This is a genomic window from Azorhizobium caulinodans ORS 571 (assembly GCF_000010525.1).
Classification (GTDB): Bacteria; Pseudomonadota; Alphaproteobacteria; order Rhizobiales; family Xanthobacteraceae; genus Azorhizobium; species Azorhizobium caulinodans.
The window spans coordinates 2,350,608-2,377,051 of sequence record NC_009937.1; the positions used below are offsets into that span (position 1 = coordinate 2,350,608).

Consider the following 26,444-nt stretch of genomic DNA (forward strand, 5'->3'; position numbering starts at 1 on the left):
GGATCAGTAGCCGCGCGCGCGGTCCACGAGGCCGATGGGATCGAGCCCCGCCTCGTGGCGGCGGATATTCTCCAGCACCACTTCGGCGGCCGTGTCCGGCCGCGTCACGCTGGCGATGTGGGGAGTAATCATCACGTTCGGATGGGCCCAGAGCGGCGAGGTTGCCGGCAGGGGCTCGGGATGGGTGACATCGAGAACGGCCCCGGACACATGCCCGTCCTCGAGTGCGGCAAGCAGGGCCGCGCCGTCGAGCTGCGGCCCGCGCCCCACATGCACGAGGCCCGCTCCCGGCCGCAGGCGGCGGAGGCGCTCGCCGTTGAGAAAGCCGCGCGTTTCGTGGGTCAACGGCAGAAGGCAGACGAGGATGTCCGTGCGGGCGAGAAAGGCATCGAGCCCATCCGGCCCATGGCCGTGAAAGCAGGTGACGCCGGGCAGGTCGTGGGCGGAGCGGCTCCAGCCCGCGAGTTGAAAGCCGAAGGGCGCAAGACGCGAAAGCACAGCCTTGCCGAGCATGCCGAGGCCGAGCACGCCGACGTTCCGCTCGTGCGCCCGCACGACCGCACGCGGCGTCCATTCGGCGCGGGCCTGCTGCGCGCGATACCCGAATATGTCGCGGTGCAGGGTGAGGACGCCGAGCGTCACATATTCCTGCATCATGCGCACGATGCCGTCTTCCATCATGCGTACCACCTTCACGTGTGGCGGCAGGGTATCGATGGGCATGTGGTCAACACCCGCGCCGACGCAGAACAGCACCTCCAACCCCGTATAGGCGACAAGGTTCTGCGGGACGGTCCAGGAGATGATGTAGCGCACGCGTGCCGGATCGGCCTCCGCGGGCGAAAGGAAGAAGGGGATGTCCGGGCGGGCGCTGGCGAAGGCCGCCTTGAAGATGCGCCCGCGCCCGGCATCGGAATTGAACAGGAAGGCCAAGGCATGCTCCGGAGCCCGACGTTGGACCCGCCGAGGGTGCCCGGCTGCCCGCCGCAGATTCCATCAAAGGGCAGCGGGCGGACGATACATCCCGCCGAAAATCCGGCCCGCGGCAGTAAGGCCGGTCGGGGGAGGTCGGCCGATTACAATTCAGTCGAATGTGCTGCAAGGAGCGCGGCGCACAGGCGGATTCTGTTGTCGTCCGGCGTTACAACCGAAAGTGGGAGAGAAGCGCCGGGACAGGACGGGCAACCATGAACAGGGCAGATAGCCGGCTAGCGCTTCAATCGTTTGATACGCGCCTCACGGACATCAATGACGTCGACGTGGCGCATCTCCATGCCTTGTCGATCTCCGTCCGCTGGCCGCACAGGGCCGAAGACTGGGAGATGCTGCGCCAGTATGGCCATGGCGTTGCCGCCCTTGACGAGATCGGACGAGTGCTCGCGACCGCCATGTGGTTTCCCCATGACGCGGACTTCGCTACCGTGGGCATGATGATCACAGCCCCCCGCCTCCAGACCTACGGCGCCGGGCGCTGGACGCTGGAGCATGTGATCGAGCAGACGCACCCGCGCTTCCTTGGGCTCAATGCCACGCGGGCGGGGCGGCGCCTCTATGCGTCGCTGGGTTTCGTTGCCGAGCGCACGGTCTTCCAGTGCCAAGGCGAGGCCGTGTTCATCGCAGCCGATACGGATGGCGGTGAGGCGCGCGCTTTAACAGCAGATGACCTGCCGCAGATTCTCGCCCTCGACCGGGCCGCCTTCGGTGCGGACCGCTCGAGGCTCTATGAGGCGCTGCTGTCCACGGCCCGCGCCGTGGTGCTCGAACGCGCCGGCCGGATCGTGGCGCATGGCCTCTGCCGTCGCTTCGGCCGGGGCCATGTGATCGGGCCGGTGGTCGCTTCCGATCCGCGCGACGCCATCGCGGTCTGCCTGCCGCACGTGCGCGACCATGCGGGGCAGTTCCTGCGCGTGGACACGCGGGAGGCGGAGGGCGTCTTTCCGGAATTCCTCACGCGCGCGGGGCTGGGGGTGTTCGACACGGTGACAACCATGTCGCTTGGTCGCCCCTTCCTGCCGCGCATCCCGGCGGATGGCCCGCGGGTCTTCGCCCTCGCGAGCCACGCGCTCGGCTGAGAGGCGCCGCGCCGTGGCGCGGCACCGTGGGATCAGGCGAACTCGACCGCGATCCGGTCGGCGACCATGGCAAAGGCGGCTTCGGCGCCTGCAACGGCGCGGGCTTCATCCGCCTCCGAGAGGGGAACGGCGTCGAGCGCCGCCGTGAACGTGCGCCAGTGCAGGCCGCGGCCCGCGGGATGGCCGGCGAGATGGCGCGCCCCGAAATCCTCATTGAGATTGAGCTTTGCGGCCGCCTTCAGCAGAAAGGCGGCGCCGAGGTTCGAGCCCTCCACCACATAGAGCCAGCCGAGAGCGGAGGCGACATCGGCCGGGGCGTCCGACGCCGCAGGCAACTCAGGGAGGCTGACGCCGAGATCGGCGGCGTCCTGTTCCACGAGGTCCAGCCGTCGGCGGCCCGCCAGATCCGGCAGAAGCGCGGCGAGGGCCGGGCTGCGGAACAGCGGGTCGACGGCGTGGTGAATGCGGTACTGCAGGCGAACGAAGCGGCCGAAATTCTCGCGCGAGGCGAAGGGATCAGCGGCCATGATCTGGCGGTCGATCCGTTCGTGGGCCGCCTGGGTGGCCGCTTTCATGCGCTTCGCGCGGCTTTCCTGGCGCAACGGCGCGCGTTCCAGCTCAAGAACGTCCATGAAAACCGCTCCTTCAACTTAAAATGCTTCCAATTCCTATGTACTCATTTCCGGTTAATGGCTGAAAATGGGTACCTGAACTGACCATATAACGTCTTTCTCCGCGCTGAGAACTGTCCCGTTTGCCTCTGTCATACGAAAAATGCGGCTTGGCTCCATTCCGGGAGGTGCTGCGCGGGTCCTCGAACGTCACAACCCATCAGGCGGGAAGGAGTTCGTTTTCCTCTTCCGGTTTGGCTACCGCGAAGCGGCGCGGCCCGAGTTCGCGGAACATGGCGTGCATCTCCGCGATGAATTCCTTGAGGAAGCGCGGTTTGCGATCGCCATAGGGGTCGATCACGATCAGGTTCGGCGGCGGCAGGGGATCGGCGATGGGGCGGCGGCAGAGATCGGGCGTGTCCGCCGCGACGCGGGTCATGGGGCGCAGATTCAGGATGGTGAGGCCGAAACCCGCCTCCACCGCCGCGCGCACGGTGTCGTAGGATCGGGTGCGGAAACTGATGCGCCGCCCCAGGCCAGACATGTCCACGATGGAGGTGAGATAGGCGCCGGTCTGCGGCAGATCGAGCAGGATGTGCGGGCGCTCGGCAAGGGCTGCCAGCGGCACCGCGTCGAGCCGCGCCAGCGGATCGTCCGCGCGCATCAGCACATGCGCCGGCACCTTGCAGATCCGCGTGATCTCGCCGGCAAAGGGCGGCCCCATCTCGTATGTGACGGCGGCATCGATATGACCGGTGTCGAGCCAGTCGCGCAGTTGCAGTTGGTCGGCTTCCATCACGCTGATGTCGATGGAGCCCGTGCGGGCCACCAGGCGGCGTAGCACCTCCGGCATGAACAGCGGCCCGAAGGGCAGGAAGCAACCGATGCGGATCAGGCGGGGCGGGCGATCCGCCAGCGAGCCGATCTCCCGCACGAACTCCGTTTCCGCGGCCAGCAGGCCCCGCGCTGCGGCAATGAAACGTTCGCCAGCCGGCGTGGTACGCATGCCCTGGGACGGGCGTCGCATGAACATGCGCGCTCCGATGTCGGCCTCCGCGAGATCGATGGCGGCGAGGATGGAGGACTGCGAAATGGAGAGTTCGCGGGACGCCGCCTGGATGGAGCCGAGGCGCGCGACTTCGACCACATAGCGCACCTGTCGGAGGGAGAGGCTCATCCAATCATCCAGAAAATAGAAGAATGTTCTCCGAATAATACATTTTGTGGGAGGCCTCGGGAAGGTCATTCTGCCTTTCAAAGGTGCAGCGGAAATTTTGCTGCATTTGCGAGCAGGGGTTGCGTATGGCCGGGCTTTCTTCGTTTCTCGCCAAGGATGAAGGACCGCAGGTGGCGGCCCTCACGCAGGCTTTTGCGCGCCGCACACTGTCCCCCGTGGAAGTGACGGAGGCCGCCCTCGCGCGCGCCGAAGAGATCAACCCGGCGCTCAATGCATTCCTGTCCATCGATCATGAGCGCGCGCTTGCCGCTGCGCGGGCGGCGGAAGCGCGCTGGGCCAACGGGACGGCGCTCTCGCCCATCGATGGCATTCCGACGACCCTCAAGGACATCGTGTGGGTGAAGGACTGGTCGGTCCGCTACGGCAGCGGCACGACGCCCGCCCAGCCCTATGCCGAGGATGCGCCCTCCGTTCGGCGCCTGCGCAGCGCCGGCGCGGTCTTCATCGGCCTTACCTCCTCGCCTGAGTTCGGCTGGAAGGCGGTGACGGACAGCCCCGCCTGCGGCATCACGCGCAATCCCCATGATCCCAGCCGCACGCCGGGCGGGTCCTCCGGCGGTGCGGCGGTCGCGGCCGCTGCGGGAGCGGGCGTGCTCCATCTCGGCACCGACGGAGGCGGCTCGATCCGCGTCCCCTCGGCCTTTTCAGGTATCGCCGGCCTGAAGCCGACGTTCGGCCGCGTTCCCGCTTTCCCCGCGAGCGCCTTCGGCACCGTGGCCCATATCGGTCCCATGGCTCGCCACGCCGCAGACCTCGCCCCCATGCTGGCGGCCATGTCGGGCCGTGATCTTGCAGACTGGGCGCAGGGAGCGGGCGCGCTGGCGCCGCTGGGCACGCGCCTTCATCCGGATTTTCCGAAGGGAGCGCGCATCGGCGTCTGGTCCACGCCCCCTTGTGGCGCCGTGGATGCCCCGGTGGCCGTGGCCTTCCAGGCCGCGCTGAAGGTGCTGGAGGCGCAGGGAGCGATTCTGGAGCCCATCGACCTGCCGCGGGCCGATCGGGTGACCGGCGTGTTCGAGGCCCATTGGTACGGCGGGGCCGCGGCCCGCCTTGCAGCCATTCCAGAGGACGATCGTGGCGGCATCGACCCCGGGTTCCTGGAGATCGCGGCGGAGGGCGCGCGTCAGTCGGCCATCGATCTGATGCGGGCACAGGCGGAGCGCGGGGCCTTCGGTGCCGCCATGGATGCCCTGCTCGAGTCCTACGACTTCATCGTCTCGCCGGGCGTCGCGGTGCTTCCGTTCAGCGCCGGGGCGCTGGTGCCAGAGGGGAGCGGATTGAAGCGCTGGCATCTGTGGGCCGGCTTCAGTTTCCCCATCAATCTCAGCCAGCAGCCGGCCGCGGTCGTGCCGCTGGCGTCCACGGCGGAGGGACTTCCGCGCTCCTTCCAGATTGTTGGCGCCCGCGGCGCGGACGGAGCGGTGCTGGCTGCAGCCGAGGCGCTGGAGCCGCTGCTCAAGGATGCCGGGCGATGAGCGGCCTCAGCCTTTCGATTCTTCGCTCTCGCGGGCGGCAAGGAGCTTGACCACATGCGCGCGCGCTACACCGATATGATGGTCGATGGCCGCGCACCAGCGCTCGCCGTCGCGCGAGAGAAGCGCATCGAGCACGGGATCGTGGGTGCGGGCGATCACGTCCGCATCGTCGTAGAGATGGCCGATGACCGTGATGCCGAAACGCATCTCGTCGGTGAGTTCGTCATAGACACGCAGCAGCCGGGCATTGCCGGAGAGCGCGCAGATCAGGCGGTGGAAGGCGAAGTCCTCTTCTACCTGCCGGCCGGGATCGCTGCGGGTTTCGTGGATGCGCGCGGCCTGCGTCCTGAGGGCCGCCGCCATTTCGGCGGTGAGCGTCGCGCAGACCGCAAGTCCCGCATGGCGTTCAAGGCACAGGCGCAGGTCGTAGGCATCATCGAGCGCGGCGGCGGTGAGATCGCGCACGAAGAAGCCCCGGCGCGGCTGGGAAACCACCAGCCCGCGGTTTTCCAGCAGGCGCGCCGCCTCGCGCAGCGGCGCACGGGAGACGCCGATTTCGGCGGCCAGATGCACCTCGTTGAGCCGGGCGCCGGGGGCAAAGCGCCCGCCGATGATGGCTTCGGACAGGGCCGTAGCGATGCGGCTGACCAGATCCTCGGGAGCCAGCGCACCGAGCGCTCCGCTCTCCACCTCATGCTTTGCGCGCGGCACGTTCACCCTCGTTTGGTCGCAGGCAGAGCCTGCTTAAATTTTCCACACCGTCGATTGTCGACAGTTTCAAATCTATGTGCCTACGATGAAGCCCGTCAAATGTCGCGTGGCGCGGCACCGATGCGCAAGGGAGGGTGAGATGGGCGCTCATGTGAGCCTGGGTTCGGAACAGTTGGCAGCCAGCGCGCGGACGGATCTCGCGGCCGCCTACCGGTTGCTCGCCCATTTCAAGATGGACGACAGCATCTTCACCCACATCTCCGCCAAGGCCGGCGTGGGTGAGCAGTTTCTCATCAATTCCTACGGCACGCGCTTCGACGAGGTGAAGGCATCCGAGCTCGTCACCATCGACATTGACGGCACGGTGCTCGACGATCCGCGCGGCCACGGCATCAATGCTGCGGGCTTCGTCATCCACTCCGCCATCCATGGCGCCCGGCCGGAGATCGGCTGCGTGCTGCACACGCATACTGTGGCCGGTGTGGCCGTTGCGTGCATGGAGGAGGGGCTTCTTCCCATGAACCAGTGGTCGCTCCAGTTCCACGACCGCATCGCCTACCATGATTTCGAGGGCATCGCCGTCAATCTGGAGGAACGCGCGCGGTTGGTGGCGGACCTTGGGACGCACAAGGCGATGATCCTGCGCAACCACGGCCTTCTCACCTGCGGCCGGACCGTAGGCGAAGCCTTTGTCCTCATGCACAATCTGGAGCGCGCCTGCCAGGCGCAGGTGGCGGCGCTCGGTACCGGCCGGCCGATCCGCCTGCCGCCGCGCGAGATCGCCGATCTCACTGCCCGCCAGTATGAGACCTGGGACGACCTCCACGCCGCCTCCGGCGCGGTCGATCCCGAGTGGGCCGCCTTCCTGCGGCTCACCCGCGCCGTGGCGCCCGATTTCGAACACTGAAGGCTCAATCAACAATCCTTCCAGGGGAACAAGCCGTCATGAAAGCGAAATTGCTCGGTACACTTGCGGCGTCCGTCGCGCTTTCCGTCCTCGCCGCGGGCGGCGCATTCGCCCAGCAGGGCACGCCCAAGGAGGGCGGCCGCGCCAATGTGGTGATCCAGCCGGAGCCGCCGGGGCTCATGGTCGGCATCCTTCAGAATGCCCCGACCCAGATGGTCGCCGGCAACATCTACGAGGGCCTGCTGCGCTATGACGAGAAGCTGCAGCCGAAGCCCCAGCTTGCCAAGTCCTGGACCATTTCCGAGGACGGGAAGACTTACACCTTCAAGCTCCAGCCCGGCGTGAAGTGGCATGACGGCAAGCCCTTCACGGCGGCCGACGTGGTGTTCTCCGCCGACGTCTTCCTGCGCAAGACCAATCCGCGCACGCGCGCCTCGCTCGCTTATGTGGAGAGCATCACCGCGCCGGACGACGAGACGGTGGTGTTCCAGCTGAAGCAGCCCTTCGGCCCCTTCATCCGCATGTTCGAGGTCGGCACCATGCCCATGGTGCCCAAGCACATCTATGAGGGCACCGACTTCCTCACCAATCCGGCGAACAATACGCCCATCGGCACCGGTCCCTTCAAGTTCGGAGAATGGGTGAAGGGCTCCTATATCAAGCTCGTCAAGAACAAGGACTATTACGAGAAGGGCAAGCCCCATCTCGACGAGATCTACTGGCACATCATTCCGGATGCCGCGGCCCGCGCGGTCGCCTTCGAGACCGGCAAGGTGGACATCCTGCCCGGCGGGTCGGTGGAGAATTTCGACATTCCCCGCCTCGCCAAGACGAAGAATGCCTGCATCACCGACAAGGGCTGGGAGTTCTTCGCGCCACAGTCCTGGCTCTGGTTCAACCATCGCGGCGGCCTGACGGCGGACCCTCGCTTCCGCAAGGCGGTGTCCTACGCCATCGACCGCAACTTCGCGCTCGACGTGCTGTGGAACGGTATGGGCGCTGTATCCGACGGTCCCTTCGCCCAGTCCACGTCCTTCCGCGATGACAAGGCGGTGGTGAAGTATCCCTACGATCCCGCCAAGGCCAAGGCCCTGCTCAAGGAGATGGGCTACAAGGGCGAGCCGGTGCGCTTCACGCCCATGCCCTATGGCGAGACCTGGCTGCGCTGGGCCGAGGCCATCAAGCAGAATTTGGAAGATGTCGGCATCAAGGTCGAGATGGTGAATACCGACGTCGCGGGCTGGAACAAGAAGCTCGGCGACTGGGATTTCGATATCTCCATCACCTTCCTCTACCAGTATGGCGACCCGGCGCTGGGCGTTTCCCGCGCCTATATCTCCTCCAACATTGCCAAGGGCTCGCCCTTCAACAATGTGGGCGGCTATTCCAACCCCGAGGTGGACAAGCTGTTTGCCGAGGGCGCCGTCGGCTTCCCCGACAGCGAGCGCCAGAAGGCCTATTCCGCCGTCCAGAAGAAGCTGACGGAGGATGCGGTCTATGACTGGCTCATCGACCTCAAGTTCCCGACGCTGACCCATTGCAACGTCAAGAACCTCATCACCACCGGCATCGGTGTGAATGACGGCTTCAAGGACGCCTGGATCGAGTGATCCGCCAGCCCCGAAACGGGCTTCGCGCAGCGCACCCGGGCGGCGGTTCCCCCTCCGCCGCCCCGTCGTTTCCGCCGACGAGATCCGCCCTACATGCAGACCCTGCAGTTTCTCCTTTGGCGGCTGGCCAAGGGCATCCTTGTGGTGCTCGCCATCGTCATTCTTGATTTCTTTCTCATCCACATGGCGCCGGGCGATCCGGCTTCCGTGATGGCCGGCGAGTCCGGCGCCACCGACGAGGCCTTCGTCCAGCAACTGCGGGTGAAGTTCGGGCTGGATCAGCCGCTCACCACGCAGCTCGGCCTCTATCTGTGGGGCGTCGTGCGGCTTGATCTCGGCTTCTCGCACCGCCAGCAGATGCCGGTGCTGGATCTGGTGCTCGACCGCCTGCCGGCGACCCTGCTGCTCACCGGCGCGGCCTTCGTCTTCTCGCTCACGCTCGGCGTCGTCCTCGGCGCGTGGGCGGCGGCCCACAAGGGGCGTCCCCTGGATCGCATCATCACCACCGTTTCGCTGGTGTTCTATGCCGCGCCGCTATTCTGGATGGCGCTCATGGCCGTGCTCATCTTCTCCGTCTGGCTCGACTGGCTGCCGGCCTTCGGCATCCGTGATGTGGGCGGCGACGCCGGCCTGCTCGACCGGACGCTCGACGTGGCGCGCCATCTGGTGCTGCCGGCGGTGACGCTCGGCCTCTTCTTCACTGCGGTCTATGTGCGCATGACGCGGGCTTCCATGATCGAGGTGGCGCGGCAGGATTTCGTGAAGACCTGCCGGGCCAAGGGCCTGCCCGAGCGCGTGATCCTGCGCCGGCACGTGCTGCGCAACGCGGTGCTCCCCGTCGTCACCCTCGCCGGTCTTCAGGCCGGACAGATGGTGGGCGGCGCGGTGATGACAGAGACGGTGTTCGCCTGGCCGGGCATCGGCCGCCTCATGTACGAGGCGCTGATCCAGCGCGACTACAACCTGCTGCTCGGCGTCTTCGTGGTCTCTGCCGCCATGGTGGTGGTGTTCAACATCCTGACCGATCTCGTCTACCGCATGGTGGACCCGCGCATCGAGGTGTCGCGATGAAGGGCTTCTGGTCCCGCTTCTGCCGGCACAAGGCTGCCGTCGCCGGGCTTGTCGTGGTGGTGCTGCTGGTCGCCGTCGCGCTCGCCGCGCCCTATCTCTATCCCGCTTCGCCCTGGAAGATGGTCCAGCGGCCCTTCCTCGCGCCCTTCGTGAACGCCGCCGTGCCCCTGGGCACGGATACGCTCGGCCGCAATGTGGCGAGCGGCCTCGTGCACGGGGCGCGCGTCTCGCTGCTCATCGGTACGGTCTCGACGCTGGTGGCCCTCGTGATCGGCGTGCCGATCGGCGCCATCGCCGGCTATTTCGGCGGGATCGTGGATGACCTGCTGATGCGCGTCACCGAATTCTTCCAGACGGTGCCGAGTTTTGCGCTGGCCATCGTCCTTGTGGCGATCTTCCAGCCGAGCCTCGTTTCCATCGTGACTGCCATCGGCATCGTCGGCTGGCCGCCGGTGGCGCGGCTGGTACGCGGCGAGGTGCTGGCCCAGCGCAAGCGCGAATATGTGGAAGCGGCGATCCTCTGCGGACAGTCGCATTTCACCATCATCACCCGCCAGATTCTGCCCAACGTGGTCTCGCCCATCGTGGTGCTGGCCTCGCTGATGGTGGCGACCGCCATCCTGCTGGAAAGCTCGCTCTCCTTCCTCGGCCTCGGCGACCCGTCCGTCATGTCGTGGGGCTACATGGTGGGCGCGGCGCGCACGGTGGTGCGGCAGGCCTGGTGGCTCTCCGTCCTGCCGGGCCTCGCCATCGTGATCGCCGTGCTCGCCATCAATCTGGTGGGCGAGGGGCTGTCGGAAGCGCTCGACCCGCGTTCGGCCCGCGACCATGCGTGAGGAGCGCGCCATGAGCGAACAGCCCATCCTCTCCGTCTCCGGCCTTGCCATCCAGTTGCCGGCGGGTGCCGACCGGCTCTACGCGGTGGAGCATGTCAGCTTCGACATCCATCGCGGCGAGACGCTCGCCATCGTGGGTGAAAGCGGCTCGGGCAAATCCATGTCCGCCAATGCGGTGATGGGCCTGCTGCCGCCCGGCACGCGCGTGGCGCAGGGGCAGGCGCTGCTCGAGGGCGAGGATGTGCTGCGCCTCGATCCGGCCGCCATGCGGGCCATCCGGGGACGGCGCATCGGCATGATCTTCCAGGAACCGATGACCGCCCTTGATCCGCTCATGCGCGTGGGCGAGCAGATCGCCGAAGTGTTCGAGGCCCACGGTCTCTATTCGACGGCGGAGCGGCGGGCGCGGGCGCTCGCGCTGCTCACCGAGGTGGGCATTCCCGAGCCCGAGCGGGCGATCCACGCCTATCCCTTCCAGCTCTCCGGCGGCCAGCGCCAGCGCGTCATGATCGCCATGGCGCTGGCGCTCGATCCGGTGCTGCTCATCGCCGACGAGCCGACAACAGCGCTGGACGTGACGACGCAGGCGCAGATCCTGAAGCTGATCCGCGAACTGCAGGAGAAGCATGGGACCGCGGTGATGTTCATCACCCACGACTTCGGCGTGGTGGCGGACATTGCCGACCGTGTGGTGGTGATGCGGCAGGGGCGCGTGGTCGAAACCGGCACGGCAACGGACGTGCTCGGCAACCCTCAGCACGAGTACACGCAGGCGCTCATTGCCGCCATCCCGACCGGGCGCGCGGCCGGTGTGGCGGCAGCAAAGGCGGAGCGTCAGGTAGTGCTGGAGGTGAAGGGCCTCACCAAGACCTACACGAGCCCCACCGGCTTCCTGAAGCCGCCCCGCGTGGTCCATGCGGTGCGCGATGTGAGCTTCACCCTCGCGCGCGGCGAGACGCTGGGCGTCGTGGGCGAGAGCGGCTCGGGCAAGTCCTCGCTTGGCCGCTGCCTCGTGCGGCTGATCGAGCCGGACGGCGGTTCGATCAGGGTGGATGGGCAGGAGACCATGGGCCAGTCGGCGGGCCAGATGCGCCTGTGGCGGCGGCGGATGCAGATGGTGTTTCAGGACCCTTACGGTTCGCTCAATCCGCGCACCCGTGTGGGCCGCATCATCGCGGAAGGGCCCATCGCCGCCGGCGTGCCGGTGAAGGAGGCGCTTCAGAAAGCGGGCGATCTCCTGAAGCTGGTGGGCCTCGATCCCTCCGCCCTCGATCGTTTCCCGCATGAGTTTTCCGGCGGGCAGCGCCAGCGCATCGGCATTGCCCGCGCGCTGGCGCTTGATCCCGAGATCATCATTGCCGACGAGGCGGTGTCGGCCCTCGACGTTTCCATTCAGGCGCAGGTGCTGCGCCTGCTGGCGGACCTCAAGGTCCGCCTCAATCTGGCGCTCGTCTTCATCACCCATGATCTCAGGGTGGCCGCCACCATCTGCGACACGGTGGCGGTGATGCGCAAGGGCGAGGTGGTGGAGATGGGCCCGGCCGCCGACATCTTCGGCGCGCCGAAGCATGAGTATACCCGCCGCCTCATCGAGGCGATCCCGGGGCGCAGCGAGGGCGATGCCTTCGGCGCCCGGGCGGCGGTCTGACGAGCGCGGGCTGCCCGCCACGGCGGCGGGCGGACCGCCTTGCGCACGGCAGCAAGTTTCCGCCGTGCGATGAGAGCACGAGGACTGTGATGAAGTTCATTTTCGATCCGCGCCAGCTGCTGCATGACCCGGAACTCTATTTCCGCCGTGGCGCCTTCATTCCCCATCCCGAACAGCCCCAGCGCGCCATTCTCGTGCGCGATGCGCTGCTTGCGGCCGCCCATGAGATGGAGGCGCCGCGCGACCACGGCATCGCACCGGTGAAGGCGGTGCATGACGAGGGCTATGTGGACTTCCTGCTCACCGGCTGGCCGGAATGGGTGAAGGCCACCGGCACCACCGTGCCCGCTGTGCCGAACTATCACACGGACCGGCGCACCTGGCGCGTGCCGAAGGGCGTCATCGGCAAGCTCGGCTATTATTCCACCGACACGTCCTGTCCGCTCGTGGAAGGCACAGCCACTGCCATCTACTGGTCGGCCCAGACGGCCATCGAGGCGGCCGAGCGGGTGCGCACGGGCGAGACGGACCACATCTATGCCCTGTGCCGTCCGCCCGGCCACCATGCGGTGCAGGACGCGAGCTGGGGCTTCTGCTTCTTCAACAATGCGGCGGTGGCGGCCCAGCATCTGCGCGGGCGCTTCGGCAAGGTGGCGATCCTCGACGTGGATACGCACGCCGGCAACGGCACGCAGGACATCTTCTATGAGCGTGGCGACGTGCTCTATGTCTCCATTCACACTGATCCCAGCGACTATACCCCCTTCTTCCTCGGCTATGAGGATGAGACCGGGCGAGGGGAGGGCGCGGGCGCGACCCGCAATCTCGTGCTCCCGGTTGGCGCGGGCGTGGAGGACATTCTCGCGCGCTATGACGCGGCGGTGGAGATCATCCGCGCGTCCGGCGTCGAGGCGCTGGTGCTCTCCCTCGGCCTCGACATGTCGAAGGACGATCCGCTCTCCCTCGTGGGCATGACCACGGAGGGCTTCCGCATCGGCGCGGCGAAGCTCGCAGCGCTCGGCCTGCCGACGGTCATCGTCCAGGAGGGCGGCTATCTCGGGCCGTCCCTGTCGGACAATGCCGTCGCCTTCCTCGGCGCCTTCGAGGCGGCGCGGACGTAGCATCCGGATGGACGAAAGGCTCCCCGGCGGGCATCCGCGACGCCGGGGAGCCGAACGTCAGCCGCGTGCGGCACCGCGCAGGGTGGGCAGGCCGATGCCGGCCGCCTCGAAGCCGCCATCCACCGCCAGCACCTGCCCGGTGATGTAGCTCGACTTGTCCGAGCAAAGGAAATAGATGGCTTCCGCCAGCTCTTCCTCGCGGCCGTAGCGGTTGAGCGGGATGGCGTCGTGATAATCGGCGCGGATGGCTGGTGAATGCACCGCCTTCGCCATGGCCGTGTCCACGGGGCCGGGCGCCACCGCATTGACGCGGATCCCCATTTCACCCAGCTCCACCGCCAGTTGCTTCGTCAGGTGCGCGAGGCCGGCCTTGCTGGTGCCGTAGGCACTGCGCAGGGTGGACGCCCGAAGGCCCGAGATGGAGGTGATGTTCACGATCGCCCCGCCGCCCTCGCGGGCCATGATGGGCGCGGCCGCCGTCGTGCACAGGAAGGGGCCGGTGAGGTTCACGGCCAGCACCCGCTCCCATTCGTCGTCCGCCGTTTCCAGGAGCGGCTTGAAGACCGCAACGCCGGCATTGTTCACCAGCGCGTCGATGCGACCGAACTTGGCGACCAGTTCCTCCATGGCCGCGGCCACACCGGCGCGGCCGGAGACGTCGCATTCGATGGCGAGCGTGCGGTGATCCTCTCCCAGTTCGGCCACCACGGCGCGGAGCGCGGGACCATCGATATCCAGGAGGCCGACGCGCCAGCCTTCGTCGAGGAATCGGCGGGCGGCGGCAAGGCCGATGCCACGCGCGGCGCCCGTCACGAGGGCGACTTTATCGATGGAAGCGTTCATGTTCTTATCCATTGTTGGCGTTGCATATTTCCTAGTCCGCGCGCGAGGGCGAGGAAAGCAATAAAGCTTCCATCCGCACCGGGAATTTCTTCGGTTCCATGATGCGGACCTGGATGCGATCTCTGGTGGTTGCCCGTGTCTCACGGGGTGATCTGTGGTGGTGTGATGGAGCGTCTGACCTGTGACCGCATGTTCGTGGCCGTGCTGGACACCGGCAGCTTCTCCGCGGCTGCCGAAAGGCTGGGAACCAGCAGCGGGCAGGCCTCCAAGCTTGTCTCGCGTCTGGAGACGGAGCTTGGCGTGCAACTGCTCAAGCGCACCACGCGGGCGCTCTCGCCCACGGAAGTGGGGCAGGCATATTATGAGCGCATCAAGCCGCTGCTCGATGAATTCGAGGCCCTCGATGCCTCGGTACGCAATGCCTCCGGCGCGCCGGCGGGGCGGCTGCGGCTCAGCGCGCCCATGTCGTTCGGGCACATCCAGCTCATGCCGCTGCTGCTCGATTTTGCCCGCGCCTTTCCGCAGATCCAGCTCAACGTGAGCTTCTCTGATCGGCTGGTGAACGTGGTGGATGAAGGCTTTGACGCCGCCATCCGTATCGGATCCCCGAGGGATTCGAGCCTGATCGCGCGCAAGCTGTGCGACTCGCAGATCATGTGGCTGGCCTCGCCCGCGTATCTCGCCTCCCATGGAACACCGCAGACACCGCAGGACCTTGTCCGGCATGCCTGCATCATCGACGACAATTTCCCCGAGCCGCTGGTCTGGCGGTTCCAGACACCCGATGGCGTCGGCGATGCGGTCACGGTCTCCGGCCGCATGCGCTTTTCCAGCGGCGAAGCGTGCCTCGCCGCAGCCGAGGCCGGGCTCGGCATCGCCCGCATGCCCACCTTCATCGCCGGGCCCAAGCTCAAGGCCGGGACGGTGGTGCCGCTCTTTCGCGATTTGATGCCACCGGCGCGGGGCGTCTATGCGCTCTATCCGCCGGGGCGCCATCTCGCCGTGAAAGTGCGCGCGCTCGTCGATTTCCTCGCCAATTGCTATCGGGGCCAGCCCGAGTGGGACCGTGGCTGGTAGGTCGATCTCTTCCATTCTGGAAGGAAACTGTCCCGTCTCGCCCGCTTAATCGCTCCGCTTCGGAAGAGGATAGTCCGCTCATCTTCACTTCCAGCGGATTTCATCCATGTCCGACAGCCGTACCGCCCCTTACGCCGCCTTGCTTCTGCGCCTCGCGCTCGGCATCCTGTTTCTCGCCCATGCGGGCCTGAAGATCTTCGTCTTCACCCCCGCGGGCACCGCCGCCTTCTTCGGCTCCCTGGGCCTGCCCGGCTGGTTTGCCTATGTGACCATCTGCTGGGAAGTCCTGGGTGCCGCCGCGCTCATCCTCGGCATCTTCCCCCGGCTCGTCGCCGTTCTCATGATCCCGGTGCTGGCTGGCGCCATTGCGACCGTGCACGGTCCGGCCGGCTTCTTCTTCACGAACCCCAAGGGCGGCTGGGAATTTCTGGCGCTGTGGATCGCGGGCCTCCTGGCTCTGGCGCTCATCGGTGACGGCGCCTTTGCCCTGAAGTCCACGCCGGTCGGCGCGCGCCGCTGAGGCGCAACAGGAGGACGGACCATGACCGCAACCCTCGCCCCCTCTGCTCACGCGCCTGCAAGCGGCTTGTCGCTCGCCATGGGCCGGGTGGTGCTGACCGTGCACGACCTCGCCGGCGTCGCCGCCTTCTATGAGCGTGCGGTCGGCCTTCACCGGCTGCGGGGGGATGGGGAACATGTCGAACTCGGCGTGGGCGGTACCGTCCTCCTGGAACTGCGGCGGGACGCGGCTGCGCGCCGCTCCACCGCCCGCGAGGCGGGCCTGTTCCATACGGCCTTCCTGCTGCCCAGCCGGGTGGATCTTGCCCGCTGGACGCATCACGCCATGGCCGACCGGGTGCCGGTGGTCGGCGCCTCCGATCATGCGGTGAGCGAAGCCATCTATCTCACCGACCCGGAAGGCAACGGCGTGGAGATCTATGCCGACCGCCCCGCCAGCGCGTGGCGCTGGGACAATGGCTCGATCCATATGGTCACAGAGGCCCTGCGGTTCGACACGCTCATGGCCGAGCCCGGCGCCGACACGCCCTGGCAGGGTTTTCCGGACGGCGCGGTGGTCGGTCACGTGCATCTGCAGGTGGGCGCGGTGCCCACCGCCGAGGCCTTCTATGCCGGCGTGCTGGGCTTCGACATCACGACCCATTATCCCGGCGCGGCCTTCTATGCCGCCAATGGCTATCACCACCATCTGGCGACAAACATCTGGAACAGCCGGGGCGCGGCGGTCCGCACCTATCCGTCCACGGGCCTTGCGGAATTCACGCTGGTGGCGGGGCCGGACCGGATGGAGGGCATCCGGGCCCGTACGGGGGAAACGGGGCCGGCCTTCAAGGTGACCGATCCCTGGGGGACAGTCGTGCGGATGATCGAGGACGGCGGCGCGCACTGACCGCGCAGCGGCACGAAAGGGCGAGAGACCGAACATGCTCGTGGATGGAAAATGGACCGCCGATTGGCAGCCGGTTCAAGCGACCGACGCCAAGGGCGGTTTTGTCCGGCAGGTTTCCGGCTTCCGCAGCTTCGTCACGCCGGACGGCGCGCCCGGACCGACGGGCGAGGGCGGCTTTCCCGCCGAGGCGGGCCGCTACCACCTCTATGTGGCCCTCATCTGCCCCTGGGCCTCGCGCACCCTCATCGCTCGCAAGCTCAAGGGGCTGGAGGATGCGATCTCGGTCAGCGTGGTGGAGCCGGCGCTGACGGAGGAAGGGTGGCGCTTCGGCGATTATCCGGGTGCCGATCGCGACACGCTGAACGGAGCCACCTTCCTGCACGAACTCTATTCCCGCGCCGATGCCCATTATACGGGGCGGGCGACCGTGCCGGTGCTGTGGGACAAGGTGCGCGGCACCATCGTCAACAATGAGTCCGCCGACATCCTGCGGATGCTCAATTCCGGCTTCGGTGCGCTCGCCCGGCCCGACCTCGACCTTTATCCCGCCGACTTGAGGGAGAGGATCGACGAACTGAACGCGCGCATCTATCCGCGCCTCAACAACGGCGTCTATCGCGCGGGTTTTGCGACCACGCAGGGCGCCTATGAGGAGGCGTTCGCGGACGTCTTCGGAATGCTCGACGAGCTGGAGGTGCGCCTTGCCGCTGGCGGCCCCTATCTATTCGCGGATCGCTTCACCGAGGCGGACATCCGTCTCTTCGTGACGCTGGTGCGTTTCGACGCCGCCTATCACGGCCTCTTCAAGTGCAACCTGCGCATGCTGAAGGACTATCCCGCGCTCTCGGACTATCTGCGTCGGGTGCTCGACCTGCCCGGGGTACGGGAGACGGTGAACATCGACCATATCAAGCGCGGCTATTATTCGATCCGCGCGCTCAATCCGACCGGCATCGTACCCGTCGGGCCGGACGTCTCGGCGCTGGGGCTGTGAGAGGCTGAGCGATCAGGCGCTGCGCCCGATACGCAGCACTGGAAGCAGCGCCGTGAGGGCTGCCTGAGCCACCCGCAGGTCCCCATCTGCATGTGCGGCGGTGATGGTGCCAAGTCTGGCCGCTGCACCATCGGGGTCACGCCGCAGGTCCGCCAGTGCTTCGAGGGCGTCCGTCAGCGCTGCCTGTTCCGGGGCGGCGGCCGACGCGAGTCTCAGACGCAGCCGGGCGATGGTCTCGCCGAGCGCGAGGGCCGAGAGCAAGCTCCAGCGCCGTTCCGCGCCCCGGCGCGAGCCGCGTTCCAGATGAATACTGAGCCGCATCATGCCCCGCCGCACCTGTTCCGCATCGCTGGTGCCCCGTGTATCCGGGCGGGCAAGGCGCGCGAGATCATCGGCGAGCGCCTGCGCCAGCCGCCGCGCCGTTCCGATCCGATTGCGCGGCAACAGGCGTACGACGGTTGTCGCCAGCCCTGCGGCCAGGATGAGGGCAAGGCCGCCGCTGAGGATGTCGCGCGCATCCGTCACCGCAGGCAGCACGGCCTGGCTCGCCAGCAGGAAGCACATGTTGGCATCGATGGCGGGAATCGCGGTGCGGCGGCTCAGGCGGGCGAAGGCGCCGAGCATCAGGAACGGGGAGAGTGACATTACAAGTTCCAACGGCGTTGCGATGTGCGGCTGGATGCCGAAACGGTAGAGCGTGGCAATCGCCACGCCTGCGAGCACGCCGCAGAACATCAGCGGCGCCATGCGGCGCGGCGCCGGCAGCACGCCCATCACCATGCCGAAGATGCAGACGCCGAGTGCCAGAAGCTCGCCCGCATTCGACGCCAACAGGAAGGCGATGGTGGCCGCAAGGGTCGTAGAAATGCCGGTGAAGATCCCGAGCAACAGCGCTTTGCGCCGGTCGGCCAGCGGAGAGAACAGGACCGTGCGCAACGTCCTTTGGCCTCCCCCCGCCGCCTCGGCTTCGGCGCCGAGCGCCGCATAGCTTTCCATCATCCGCCGGAGCGCGGCGCGCACATCGGCGTCCTGCACCCGGTCGGTCGCGGGTGCGAGGGCGTCGAGACGGCCATCTTGCAACACCCGCTGGGCCACGGCGCGGGCGCTCGCTTCCTCAAGGGCGGGATGCCCGCTCGGCGCGGCGAAGGCGTGCCGCTGCAACTGGGCGAGAAGGCCGAGGGTCGCGACGATGAAGGCATCGATCCGGCGCAGCCGGCGGTAGCCGCTCATGGAGCCGGCAGTGACCTGCGCGGCGGCGGCCTGGAGATCGGCGATTTCCTTCAGCAGCCGCCGTTCGTCGGAGCCGCGCAGCGGGGCCTGCATCGTCAGGGCTGTCACCAGCACCTCCTCGGCCAGGGCGGCGAGCCGGGCCCGGAACTCCTCGACGGACGAGCGTGGCGTCCACAAGGCCGTGACGAGCGTGACTACCAGCACGCCGATCAGCGTGCATTCCACGCGCGCCATGGCGAGGGCCGGGCCGTGAGCGGGATGGAGGAGCGATGGCAGGAGCACCACGGCGGCCGTCATGCCGGCGAGCATGGCGCCATAGCTGTGAACGCCACGCATGAGGTGCAGGACGGCGGTCCAGACGGCGATCCAGAGGCCGAGGCAGGCGAGGACGACGGCGGGACCGGGATCGAGCCACATGAGCGCGAAGCCGAAGGCGGCCCCCACCAGCGTGCCCACCACGCGGAAGACGGCACGTCCGATCAGCAGGCCCCGCGCCGGCTGCGACACCACCCAGACGGGCATCACCGCCCAATAGGCGTTCTCGATATGCAGGAAGGTCGCGATGGCGAAGGCGAGCCAGGCGGCGCAACCGAGTCGCACCGCCTCCCAGAAGGTCCGCCGGTCCAGCCCCAGCGTCCGGCCGAGCGTTTGAAACATCCCCATTCCCCCGTGCCGGCCGGAGACCTGAGGTCCGGCGGCGGTTCCATCCGGCGCGGCGGTGGTGCCGCCGCGCCGGGCCGGCTCACTTGAGTTCGGTGGCGTAATCGGCCAGCGGCAGCTCCTTGGTGATGAGCTTGCTGTCCAGCATGAACTTGGCGAAGGCCGTGTAGCGCGCGGCATCCAGCGGCCGGGGATCGCGGGCGAAGAAGGGCAGGGTGACCTTCCAGGCCGTCTTGTTCAGCGAATTGTTGAGGTCCGGATAGGTCTTGGCGAAGGCGGTCCAGGTCTCGTCCGGGTGGGCGAGCAGATAGTCCGTGCCCTTCTTCAGCGCCGCCAGGAACTTGGCGATCTTCGGATCGTTCGCCTTGTCCTTGCGGGCGAGGACGATCAGTTCGTCATACATGGGCACGCCGTGGTCCTCGACATTGAAGATCAGCGGCTTGCCGCCGACTTCACGGATCTCCGTAGCCTCGAAGTTGCGGAAGCCGCCCACCACGCCGTCCACCTGGCCGGACATGAGCGCGCTGACGAGCTGGAAGTTCACGTTGATGAGCGTCACGTCGTCAATCGAGACGCCGGCGGTCTTCAGCATGGCGGTCAGGGTCGCCGTCTCGACGCCGCTCACGGAATAGCCGATCTTCTTGCCCTTGAAGTCCTTCAGGCTCTTGATGCCCTTGCCCTCCAGGGCCGCGAGGGTGTTCAGCGGCTTGTCGATGAGTGTGCCGACGCGCACCACCGGCAGGTTCTCCTCGGCGAGCAGATAGAGCTGCGGCTGGTAGGAGAGGGCGATGTCCGCCTGTCCCGCCGCCAGCAGGCGGGGCGGCATGGAGGGATCGGCGGGCGGCACGATCTCGACCTCAAGCCCGGTTTCCTTGAAGGCGCCGATGGAGTCGGCCACCAGGATCGGCGCGTGGTCGGGATTGACGAACCAGTCCAGCAGCACCGTCACCTTGTCGGCCGCAAAGGCGGGGCTGAGGCCGAACAGGGCGAGCGCCGCGCCGAGAACCATCTTCCTGAGCATTCCACGTCCTTTCAGTCGGGGCCGCGTCTGGCGGCGGCCGCATCGGGTACCCAGTACAGGATGCGGCGGAGAAGCACATCGACCAATTGCCACAAGGCCACTGCCATCACCGCGAGGATGAAAAGGGCTGCGAAGCAGAGGGCCGTCTGCATGCGGGCATTGGCGTTCAGCATCACATAGCCGAGTCCCCCCGCCGCCCCCACCCATTCGCCGATGACCGCCCCGATGGGCGCGACCGCCGCTGCGACCCGCAGCCCGGAGCCGAGCGCCGGCAGCGCCGCCATCAGGCGGATGTGGCGCAATTCGGCCGCGCGGCTGGCCCGCATGGTGCGGGCAAGGTCCAGCCAGCCGGGCTCTGTTCGCCGCAGCCCGTCATGGAAGGTGGCGGCGACGGGAAAGAAGATGATGAGCACCGCCATCATGACCTTGGATGCGAGCCCGAAACCCAGCCACAGCACGAGGATGGGCGCCAGCGCAAAGACCGGGATGGCCTGGCTCACGACGATGAGCGGCGTCAGCCACCGCTGCACGACGGGCGAGGCCGCCATGGCGAGGGCGACCGATGCCCCCATGAGCACGCCGAAGAACAGGCCGAGGCCGATCTCGAGGGCCGTCGTCGCCGCGTGGCCGGCGAGATAGAAGCGCCCGTTCCAGAGCGCCTGCGCCACAAGCGGCGGCGTCGGCAGGATGTAGGGCGGCAGCGCGAAGGCGACCGCGATGAGCCACCACAGGCCGATCAGACCGACTGTCGTCAGGAGGCCGCGCCCCCATCCCGCGAACCGGCGTGTCATGCGGCCTCCGCTATGAGGCGGCGCAGGAGGGCACCCTGGGCTTCCAGCACGGCCGCAGCGTCCGCGGGACGGGGGACGGCGCCCGGCACGGTCATCGGAGAGCCGAGCCGGGCCGGCAGGCCCGAAAGCACACGCATCTCGTGCCCCAGCCGGCAGGCTTCCAGCGGATCGTGGGTGATGAGCAGCACCGTGCGGCCGGCGAGCAGTTCGGCGGCGAGGTCCTGGATCCGGGCGCGGGTGATAGCGTCGAGGGCGGAGAAGGGCTCGTCCATGAGTACGAAGGGCTGGCGCTCATAGAGCGTGCGGGCGATGGCGGCCCGCTGCCGCATGCCGCCGGAAAGGGTCTGGGGCAGGGCCTTGGCAACACCCGCCAGACCTACGCGGTTCAGCAGGTGGTGGGCGAAATCCCGGTCCGCGACCTCCCCACGCAGCCGCGCGCCGAGGGTCACGTTGTCGAGCACGCAGAGCCAGGGCAGCAGGAGATCCTGCTGCGCCATATAGGCCACCCGATCGGTCACCGGCCGCCCGTCCGAGGCCGTGATCCGCCCCGCATGCGCCGGCACCAGCCCGGCGATGGCCTTCAGCAGGCTGCTCTTGCCCACCCCGCTTGGGCCGAGAAGCGCGGTGGTGCGCCCGCCCGGCAACGTCACGGAGAGGTCGGCGCAGAGGACCTGCGCACCGTACCTTAGGGACAGTTCCTCGATGATGAGGTCCGGCGGCTCATCCGGCACGTGGGGGGAGGGCGGGGTCATGAGAACTCGCACGGGTTCATCGAGGGCGCCCTTCGCACATATACGCGCCGTGACGCCGCAGACGACATGCTCTCGCTCTCATATCCCGTTGAAACATCATGGGGCGAGAGGCGCGGCGCGGTTCCCGACGGCCCGCCGGTGCTCCTAAATGTGCCGTAGGGGAATACGGCGTGCCATCTTTGCGCAAGCCTCGGCGCGCATACCGTTGAGCAATATATAGGCACGATGAAACCGTTAGGATTGAGTCCCGGTCGGGCGCCGCCCATGAGGAACGAAGGCATGCAACAGGAGGCGGTCGTTCGTCCATCCATCACTTTCAGGCTGCCGACCGACGCGGATTTTCCGGTTCTCGCGGAGATCCGCCGCGACCCGCACATGCAGGCCATGCTGATGGCCATTCCTGACCGCACCGATGACGCCGCCGTGCGGCAGTGGATCGAGCGCCGTGTCAGTGAGCCGAACGGCCTCTTCCGGGTTATCTGTGAAACGCAGGCGCAGGAAGCGCTGGGTTTCATCCAGATCAGCCAGGTCAATACCCGCGATCTTCATGGCTATGGCGCCGTTGCCTTGTCCCGCCGCTGCACCTTTCCCGGTGCGGCCCTGCTGGCCATGCGCGAGCTGATGCGGGCGGCCCGCGCCGATCTCGGCCTGCGCAAGCTCATGGCCGAGATCCGCAGCGACAATGTGGACGCCATCCGCATGAACGAGCTGTGCGGTTACAAGGTCGTCGGCACGCTGGAAAGCCACTTTGCCGATGCCGACAACAAGAGGCACGATGTCCTGCTGCTGCAACGGGTTCTCGTCAGCCAGCGGACGAACTGAACATTGATGCGGTGATTGCGAGGCCGCGCGGGGGGAAAGATGGACGTTCAGGAAAAGGTTTTCGCCTCGTTCAAGGAAGCGTTCGATGTGGACGACACCATCGACCGTTCGCTCCTTGTCTATCGCGAGCTGCCCGAGTGGAACTCGATCGGCCATATGACCTTGGTTGCAGCTCTTGAGACCGAGTTCGATGCGATGCTGGAGGCGGACGACATCCTCGCCATGAGCAGCTTCGACAAGGCGGTCGAGATCATGTCCAAATATCATTCCCATTGATCTGCCATGTGCATTGAGCTGACAGGGCGCGTCGCCCTCGTGACCGGCGCCTCCCGTGGCATCGGACTTGCCGTCGCGCGCCGTCTGGCCGATGCGGGCGCCACCGTCGTGATCAATGCGCGCCAGTTGGATGAGGGGCTGCTTGAGGGGTGGCCGCAGGATGTGCGGGAGCGCATCGTCCTGGAGGCGGGAGACGTGAGCGACCCGGAGGTCGCCCGGCGGATCGTCCGTGGCCTGTTCTCGCGCTTCAAGCGGCTCGACATTCTGGTCAACAACGCCGGCATCATGCGCGCCGCCATGATCGGCATGATCCCGGACGCGGACGTGCGTGCCACGCTCGACGTCAATGTCGGCAGCGCCATCCACATGACGCAGGCCGCTGCACGGCTGATGGCGCGCAGCGGCGGTGCCATCGTGAACGTGGCCTCCATCGTCGGGCTTGAGGGCGCCTCCGGCCAGCTGGCCTATGCGGCGTCCAAGGCCGGCGTTGTGGGCGCCACACGCGCCGCCGCCAAGGAACTGGCCCCGAAGGGCGTGCGGGTCAATGCAGTGGCACCGGGCTATATCGAAACGGACATGACCGCCAACCTCGGCGCGGAGGTGAAGGCGCAGACCCTGAAGACCATCGGTCTCGGCCGCACCGGCACGCCGGAGGATGTGGCCGATGTGGTGCTGTTCCTGTGCTCGGACCTCTCCCGCTACGTGACGGGACAGGTGCTGCGCGTGGACGGCGGCATGGTCATCTGATCGCGGGGCGCAGTCATGACGGATCCCACATGCGCCGGACTGTTTCCCGAGCCGGACGGCACGTCGGATCGCCCGCTGGTGTGGGACGACCGCAGTGGCGTGTGGCGGACTGCCGATGACATCCGCGGCCTCAGCCTGCGCCTTGCCCAGCGGATTGAACGGCCGGGCAAGCAACTCGTCTTTCTCCTCGCCACCAACGCGCCGGAGACGCTGGTCGGCCTGCTGGCAGCGGCAGCGGCCGGGCATGCGGTCGCCCTGATCGACCCCACCCTGTCGCCCGACAGGCTGGACGATCTGGTGCGGGACTATCGGCCGGAACTGGTGATCGGCACCGGAGCGGGTGCGCTCTGTCAGCCGGGAAATTGGAATGTCGCGCCGTCCGATGGGGTCTTCCCGGAGATCGCCGCGCGGATCGGGGCTACAGGCCCATCGGACATCCATCCGGACCTCGGGCTTCTGCTGCTAACCTCCGGCACCACGGGAAGCTCCAAATTCGTGCGCCTGTCCTGGGCTGCGGTGACGGCCAATGCCCGGCAGATTGCCGCGAGTCTTGCGATTACCCGCGAGAGCGTCGCGATTGCCCATCTGCCGTTCCATTACTCCTACGGCCTCTCCGTCATCACGTCCCATCTCGCTATGGGCGCGCGCATCGCCTTCATCGACGATGCGCTCACCTCGCCGTCCTTCTGGGACAAGGTGGCGGACTGCGGCGGCAGCCATTTTCCGGGTGTGCCGTTCCATTACCGCGTCCTGACCCGGCTCGGCCTTGATCGCGCGCCGTCCAGCGTCACCTGCTTCACGCAGGCCGGCGGCCATCTCGAAACGCTGACCCAGACGACGATGATCGCTGTCTGCGAGAAGCGCGGGGCCCGTTTCTACGTGATGTACGGCCAGACGGAGGCGTCCCCGCGGATGTCCTGCGTGCCCAGTGACCGGCTGCTGGAGAAGCTCGGCTCCGTCGGGCTGGCAATGCCGGAGGGGCGTCTCAGCATCATCGATGGCGAGGGACGCCCACTGCCAGCGGGCGAGACCGGCGGCGTGGTCTATGAGGGTCCCAATGTGATGATGGGCTATGCCACCTGCCGCACGGATCTCTCCCTTGGCGATACCACGGGCGGACGCATCGAGACGGGTGACCTCGGTCGTCTGGACGCTGAGGGCTTCCTGTTCCTGTCCGGACGGGCGGCGCGCTTCGCCAAGATCGCCGGATTGCGCCTCAGTCTCGACGACATGGAGCGGCAACTGGCCGGGCTCGGCACTGTCGCCTGCCTTGATCTCGGGGAGCGGATCGCCGTGGTGTTCGAGGGCGATGTTCCGGAGGGCGCCAAGGAGCAGGCAAGAACCCTCGCGCTGGCCTGCAAGATTCCCGCAGCGACCTTCCAACTCAGGGCCTTGCCCGAGATCCCGCGCAAGACGAGCGGGAAGATGGATTATGCCCGTGCGAAGGAGGCGCTGAATGTTTGAGCCGCTCCTTCAGGCGTCGCCCTATTCGCTGCGGCAGGCGGAGAAGGAGGCGCGGCTGCTGCCAGGCCTAAACGAGCTGACGCGCTTCCACTATGAACACTGCGCCCCCTATGCCCACATCATCGATGCGGCCTGGGGCGGGCTCAAGGAGGCGCGGAGCATTGCCGACGTTCCCTTCCTGCCCGTGCAGATCTTCAAGCAGCTTGAACTGTCCTCCACAGCGGCTCCCACGATGACGCTGCAATCGAGCGGCACGAGCGGGCAGACGCCGAGCCGCATCGTGGTGGATGCGGAAACGGCGGACCGGCAGTCGCGCGCGCTGGTGGCCACCTTCCGGCCCATTCTGGGGGACAGCCGGCTGCCCTTCCTCGCCATCGACACCAAGGACGTCATCAAGCCGAACAATCTGACGGCGCGGGGCGCTGGCGTGCTCGGCATGATGAAGTTCGGCGCCAAGGCGACCTTCGCGCTCGCGCCCGATCTCGAAGTGGACGACGCCGTCATCCGCCGCTTCGTGGAGGCCAATCGGGGGCGTCCGTTCCTGATCTTCGGCTTCACTTTCCTCGTATGGACGAAGCTGTTCGACCATTATGCCGATGGTGAACTGGATCTCTCCGATGCCATCCTCGTCCATTCCGGCGGCTGGAAGAAGCTCGAGGAAAAGAGGGTCTCCAACGCCGTCTTCCGTGCGTCTCTGAAGCGGCGCTTCAACGTCGAAAAGATCTATAATTTCTATGGTTTCGTGGAGCAGATCGGCTCCATGTTCGTGGAAGGCCCCGGTGGGCTGCTCTACCCGCCCAACTTCACCGATGCGATCGTCCGCCGTCCCGGCAGTTGGGATGTGGCGCCGGAGGGGGAGGAGGGCGTTCTCCAGGTGGTGTCGCTTCTGCCCAAATCCTATCCCGGCCACAGCGTGTTGACTGAGGATCGGGGAATGGTTGTCGCCACCGATGCTGGGCAGGATGGCCACTACGGCAAAGCGATCGTCGTGGCCGGCCGTGTTGCCAAGGCCGAGCTGCGCGGATGCAGCGACATCATCGCGGCCGAGGCGCGCTAGGCC

At 67.2% G+C, this 26,444-nt stretch carries 26 protein-coding genes; 17 read left to right on the plus strand and 9 right to left on the minus strand.

Annotation, left to right across the window (positions count from 1 at the left end; translation table 11 throughout):
- Positions 1 to 3: 3 nt before the first annotated feature.
- Positions 4 to 933: a 2-hydroxyacid dehydrogenase gene (locus AZC_RS10560; protein WP_012170565.1), complete on the minus strand. Its 930-nt coding sequence runs from the start codon at positions 931 to 933 to the stop codon at positions 4 to 6.
- Between the two features lie 254 nt (positions 934 to 1,187).
- On the opposite strand from AZC_RS10560, the gene AZC_RS10565 reads away from it, so the two are divergent.
- A complete protein-coding gene (locus tag AZC_RS10565) occupies positions 1,188 to 2,072 on the plus strand; it encodes a GNAT family acetyltransferase (protein ID WP_043879201.1) in 885 nt (294 codons plus the stop codon).
- A gap of 32 nt (positions 2,073 to 2,104) precedes the next feature.
- On the opposite strand, the gene AZC_RS10570 is transcribed toward AZC_RS10565, so the two are convergent.
- The gene (locus AZC_RS10570; protein WP_012170567.1) at positions 2,105 to 2,704 is read right to left on the minus strand and encodes a biliverdin-producing heme oxygenase; all 600 of its coding nucleotides are present in this window, start codon (positions 2,702 to 2,704) and stop codon (positions 2,105 to 2,107) included.
- 199 nt (positions 2,705 to 2,903) lie between these two features.
- Positions 2,904 to 3,860 carry a LysR substrate-binding domain-containing protein gene (locus tag AZC_RS10575; protein WP_012170568.1) on the minus strand — a complete coding sequence of 319 codons (957 nt, stop codon included), beginning with the start codon at positions 3,858 to 3,860 and terminating at the stop codon, positions 2,904 to 2,906.
- 125 nt (positions 3,861 to 3,985) lie between these two features.
- Here AZC_RS10575 and AZC_RS10580 point away from each other — a divergent pair, with 125 nt between their 5' ends.
- Positions 3,986 to 5,395 carry an amidase family protein gene (locus AZC_RS10580; protein ID WP_012170569.1) on the plus strand — a complete coding sequence of 470 codons (1,410 nt, stop codon included), beginning with the start codon at positions 3,986 to 3,988 and terminating at the stop codon, positions 5,393 to 5,395.
- Between the two features lie 6 nt (positions 5,396 to 5,401).
- Here AZC_RS10580 and AZC_RS10585 read toward each other — a convergent pair whose 3' ends face one another.
- Complete coding sequence (locus AZC_RS10585; protein WP_244421825.1) at positions 5,402 to 6,106, minus strand: GntR family transcriptional regulator; 705 nt, start codon at positions 6,104 to 6,106, stop codon at positions 5,402 to 5,404.
- A gap of 139 nt (positions 6,107 to 6,245) precedes the next feature.
- Between AZC_RS10585 and AZC_RS10590 the strand changes: the two genes are divergently transcribed.
- The 6 genes from AZC_RS10590 to AZC_RS10615 all read left to right on the plus strand — a co-directional run bounded on the left by AZC_RS10590 (position 6,246) and on the right by AZC_RS10615 (position 13,299).
- On the plus strand, positions 6,246 to 7,013 hold the full coding sequence (locus AZC_RS10590) for a class II aldolase/adducin family protein (protein WP_012170571.1): 768 nt from the start codon (positions 6,246 to 6,248) through the stop codon (positions 7,011 to 7,013).
- A gap of 38 nt (positions 7,014 to 7,051) precedes the next feature.
- Positions 7,052 to 8,623 carry an ABC transporter substrate-binding protein gene (locus tag AZC_RS10595; RefSeq protein WP_012170572.1) on the plus strand — a complete coding sequence of 524 codons (1,572 nt, stop codon included), beginning with the start codon at positions 7,052 to 7,054 and terminating at the stop codon, positions 8,621 to 8,623.
- A 93-nt stretch (positions 8,624 to 8,716) separates the two neighbouring features.
- Positions 8,717 to 9,694, plus strand: a complete 978-nt coding sequence (locus AZC_RS10600) for an ABC transporter permease (RefSeq protein WP_012170573.1) — start codon at positions 8,717 to 8,719, stop codon at positions 9,692 to 9,694.
- The gene (locus tag AZC_RS10605) at positions 9,691 to 10,530 is read left to right on the plus strand and encodes an ABC transporter permease (RefSeq protein ID WP_012170574.1); all 840 of its coding nucleotides are present in this window, start codon (positions 9,691 to 9,693) and stop codon (positions 10,528 to 10,530) included. The genes AZC_RS10600 and AZC_RS10605 overlap by 4 nt, the downstream gene beginning before the upstream one ends.
- Positions 10,531 to 10,540: 10 nt before the next feature.
- Positions 10,541 to 12,178, plus strand: a complete 1,638-nt coding sequence (locus AZC_RS10610) for an ABC transporter ATP-binding protein (protein ID WP_012170575.1) — start codon at positions 10,541 to 10,543, stop codon at positions 12,176 to 12,178.
- An 89-nt stretch (positions 12,179 to 12,267) separates the two neighbouring features.
- Complete coding sequence (locus tag AZC_RS10615) at positions 12,268 to 13,299, plus strand: histone deacetylase family protein (RefSeq protein ID WP_012170576.1); 1,032 nt, start codon at positions 12,268 to 12,270, stop codon at positions 13,297 to 13,299.
- 57 nt (positions 13,300 to 13,356) lie between these two features.
- Here AZC_RS10615 and AZC_RS10620 read toward each other — a convergent pair whose 3' ends face one another.
- A complete protein-coding gene (locus AZC_RS10620) occupies positions 13,357 to 14,142 on the minus strand; it encodes an SDR family NAD(P)-dependent oxidoreductase (protein WP_012170577.1) in 786 nt (261 codons plus the stop codon).
- 165 nt (positions 14,143 to 14,307) lie between these two features.
- On the opposite strand from AZC_RS10620, the gene AZC_RS10625 reads away from it, so the two are divergent.
- The 4 genes from AZC_RS10625 (at position 14,308) to AZC_RS10640 (ending at position 17,621) form a co-directional block, all read left to right on the plus strand.
- The gene (locus tag AZC_RS10625; protein WP_043879203.1) at positions 14,308 to 15,219 is read left to right on the plus strand and encodes a LysR family transcriptional regulator; all 912 of its coding nucleotides are present in this window, start codon (positions 14,308 to 14,310) and stop codon (positions 15,217 to 15,219) included.
- Between the two features lie 106 nt (positions 15,220 to 15,325).
- Complete coding sequence (locus AZC_RS10630) at positions 15,326 to 15,739, plus strand: DoxX family protein (protein WP_012170579.1); 414 nt, start codon at positions 15,326 to 15,328, stop codon at positions 15,737 to 15,739.
- A gap of 21 nt (positions 15,740 to 15,760) precedes the next feature.
- A complete protein-coding gene (locus tag AZC_RS10635) occupies positions 15,761 to 16,627 on the plus strand; it encodes a VOC family protein (protein WP_012170580.1) in 867 nt (288 codons plus the stop codon).
- Positions 16,628 to 16,661: 34 nt separating this feature from the next.
- Positions 16,662 to 17,621: a glutathione S-transferase family protein gene (locus AZC_RS10640; protein ID WP_012170581.1), complete on the plus strand. Its 960-nt coding sequence runs from the start codon at positions 16,662 to 16,664 to the stop codon at positions 17,619 to 17,621.
- 12 nt (positions 17,622 to 17,633) lie between these two features.
- On the opposite strand, the gene AZC_RS10645 is transcribed toward AZC_RS10640, so the two are convergent.
- The 4 genes from AZC_RS10645 to AZC_RS10660 all read right to left on the minus strand — a co-directional run bounded on the left by AZC_RS10645 (position 17,634) and on the right by AZC_RS10660 (position 22,075).
- Positions 17,634 to 19,508 carry an FUSC family protein gene (locus AZC_RS10645; RefSeq protein WP_043879204.1) on the minus strand — a complete coding sequence of 625 codons (1,875 nt, stop codon included), beginning with the start codon at positions 19,506 to 19,508 and terminating at the stop codon, positions 17,634 to 17,636.
- An 85-nt stretch (positions 19,509 to 19,593) separates the two neighbouring features.
- Positions 19,594 to 20,532: an ABC transporter substrate-binding protein gene (locus AZC_RS10650; protein ID WP_012170583.1), complete on the minus strand. Its 939-nt coding sequence runs from the start codon at positions 20,530 to 20,532 to the stop codon at positions 19,594 to 19,596.
- Positions 20,533 to 20,543: 11 nt separating this feature from the next.
- Complete coding sequence (locus AZC_RS10655; RefSeq protein ID WP_012170584.1) at positions 20,544 to 21,323, minus strand: ABC transporter permease; 780 nt, start codon at positions 21,321 to 21,323, stop codon at positions 20,544 to 20,546.
- Complete coding sequence (locus AZC_RS10660; protein ID WP_043879205.1) at positions 21,320 to 22,075, minus strand: ABC transporter ATP-binding protein; 756 nt, start codon at positions 22,073 to 22,075, stop codon at positions 21,320 to 21,322. The genes AZC_RS10655 and AZC_RS10660 overlap by 4 nt, the downstream gene beginning before the upstream one ends.
- 279 nt (positions 22,076 to 22,354) lie before the next feature.
- On the opposite strand from AZC_RS10660, the gene AZC_RS10665 reads away from it, so the two are divergent.
- The 5 genes from AZC_RS10665 to AZC_RS10685 are packed head-to-tail and all read left to right on the plus strand — an operon-like array spanning position 22,355 to position 26,441.
- Positions 22,355 to 22,897, plus strand: coding sequence for a GNAT family N-acetyltransferase (locus tag AZC_RS10665; RefSeq protein ID WP_043879206.1), 543 nt, complete (start codon positions 22,355 to 22,357; stop codon positions 22,895 to 22,897).
- Positions 22,898 to 22,936: 39 nt separating this feature from the next.
- The gene (locus AZC_RS10670) at positions 22,937 to 23,173 is read left to right on the plus strand and encodes a hypothetical protein (RefSeq protein WP_043879207.1); all 237 of its coding nucleotides are present in this window, start codon (positions 22,937 to 22,939) and stop codon (positions 23,171 to 23,173) included.
- Positions 23,174 to 23,179: 6 nt separating this feature from the next.
- Positions 23,180 to 23,920, plus strand: a complete 741-nt coding sequence (locus tag AZC_RS10675) for an SDR family NAD(P)-dependent oxidoreductase (protein WP_012170588.1) — start codon at positions 23,180 to 23,182, stop codon at positions 23,918 to 23,920.
- Between the two features lie 15 nt (positions 23,921 to 23,935).
- A complete protein-coding gene (locus tag AZC_RS10680) occupies positions 23,936 to 25,384 on the plus strand; it encodes an AMP-binding protein (RefSeq protein WP_012170589.1) in 1,449 nt (482 codons plus the stop codon).
- Positions 25,377 to 26,441 (plus strand): acyl-protein synthetase, encoded by a 1,065-nt coding sequence (locus AZC_RS10685; protein ID WP_012170590.1) that lies wholly within the window; start codon positions 25,377 to 25,379, stop codon positions 26,439 to 26,441. The genes AZC_RS10680 and AZC_RS10685 overlap by 8 nt, the downstream gene beginning before the upstream one ends.
- The last annotated feature ends 3 nt before the right edge of the window (positions 26,442 to 26,444 follow it).

Excerpts from the sequence above, each read along its gene's own strand:
- AZC_RS10565 (WP_043879201.1), top strand. The coding sequence starts at position 1,188 with ATGAACAGGGCAGATAGCCGGCTAGCGCTTCAATCGTTTGATACGCGC.
- AZC_RS10570 (WP_012170567.1), bottom strand. The coding sequence starts at position 2,704 with ATGGACGTTCTTGAGCTGGAACGCGCGCCGTTGCGCCAGGAAAGCCGC.
- AZC_RS10575 (WP_012170568.1), bottom strand. The coding sequence starts at position 3,860 with ATGAGCCTCTCCCTCCGACAGGTGCGCTATGTGGTCGAAGTCGCGCGC.
- AZC_RS10580 (WP_012170569.1), top strand. The coding sequence starts at position 3,986 with ATGGCCGGGCTTTCTTCGTTTCTCGCCAAGGATGAAGGACCGCAGGTG.
- AZC_RS10590 (WP_012170571.1), top strand. The coding sequence starts at position 6,246 with ATGGGCGCTCATGTGAGCCTGGGTTCGGAACAGTTGGCAGCCAGCGCG.
- AZC_RS10595 (WP_012170572.1), top strand. The coding sequence starts at position 7,052 with ATGAAAGCGAAATTGCTCGGTACACTTGCGGCGTCCGTCGCGCTTTCC.
- AZC_RS10600 (WP_012170573.1), top strand. The coding sequence starts at position 8,717 with ATGCAGACCCTGCAGTTTCTCCTTTGGCGGCTGGCCAAGGGCATCCTT.
- AZC_RS10605 (WP_012170574.1), top strand. The coding sequence starts at position 9,691 with ATGAAGGGCTTCTGGTCCCGCTTCTGCCGGCACAAGGCTGCCGTCGCC.
- AZC_RS10610 (WP_012170575.1), top strand. The coding sequence starts at position 10,541 with ATGAGCGAACAGCCCATCCTCTCCGTCTCCGGCCTTGCCATCCAGTTG.
- AZC_RS10615 (WP_012170576.1), top strand. The coding sequence starts at position 12,268 with ATGAAGTTCATTTTCGATCCGCGCCAGCTGCTGCATGACCCGGAACTC.
- AZC_RS10620 (WP_012170577.1), bottom strand. The coding sequence starts at position 14,142 with ATGAACGCTTCCATCGATAAAGTCGCCCTCGTGACGGGCGCCGCGCGT.
- AZC_RS10625 (WP_043879203.1), top strand. The coding sequence starts at position 14,308 with ATGGAGCGTCTGACCTGTGACCGCATGTTCGTGGCCGTGCTGGACACC.
- AZC_RS10630 (WP_012170579.1), top strand. The coding sequence starts at position 15,326 with ATGTCCGACAGCCGTACCGCCCCTTACGCCGCCTTGCTTCTGCGCCTC.
- AZC_RS10635 (WP_012170580.1), top strand. The coding sequence starts at position 15,761 with ATGACCGCAACCCTCGCCCCCTCTGCTCACGCGCCTGCAAGCGGCTTG.
- AZC_RS10640 (WP_012170581.1), top strand. The coding sequence starts at position 16,662 with ATGCTCGTGGATGGAAAATGGACCGCCGATTGGCAGCCGGTTCAAGCG.
- AZC_RS10645 (WP_043879204.1), bottom strand. The coding sequence starts at position 19,508 with ATGTTTCAAACGCTCGGCCGGACGCTGGGGCTGGACCGGCGGACCTTC.
- AZC_RS10650 (WP_012170583.1), bottom strand. The coding sequence starts at position 20,532 with ATGCTCAGGAAGATGGTTCTCGGCGCGGCGCTCGCCCTGTTCGGCCTC.
- AZC_RS10655 (WP_012170584.1), bottom strand. The coding sequence starts at position 21,323 with ATGACACGCCGGTTCGCGGGATGGGGGCGCGGCCTCCTGACGACAGTC.
- AZC_RS10660 (WP_043879205.1), bottom strand. The coding sequence starts at position 22,075 with ATGACCCCGCCCTCCCCCCACGTGCCGGATGAGCCGCCGGACCTCATC.
- AZC_RS10665 (WP_043879206.1), top strand. The coding sequence starts at position 22,355 with ATGCAACAGGAGGCGGTCGTTCGTCCATCCATCACTTTCAGGCTGCCG.
- AZC_RS10670 (WP_043879207.1), top strand. The coding sequence starts at position 22,937 with ATGGACGTTCAGGAAAAGGTTTTCGCCTCGTTCAAGGAAGCGTTCGAT.
- AZC_RS10675 (WP_012170588.1), top strand. The coding sequence starts at position 23,180 with ATGTGCATTGAGCTGACAGGGCGCGTCGCCCTCGTGACCGGCGCCTCC.
- AZC_RS10680 (WP_012170589.1), top strand. The coding sequence starts at position 23,936 with ATGACGGATCCCACATGCGCCGGACTGTTTCCCGAGCCGGACGGCACG.
- AZC_RS10685 (WP_012170590.1), top strand. The coding sequence starts at position 25,377 with ATGTTTGAGCCGCTCCTTCAGGCGTCGCCCTATTCGCTGCGGCAGGCG.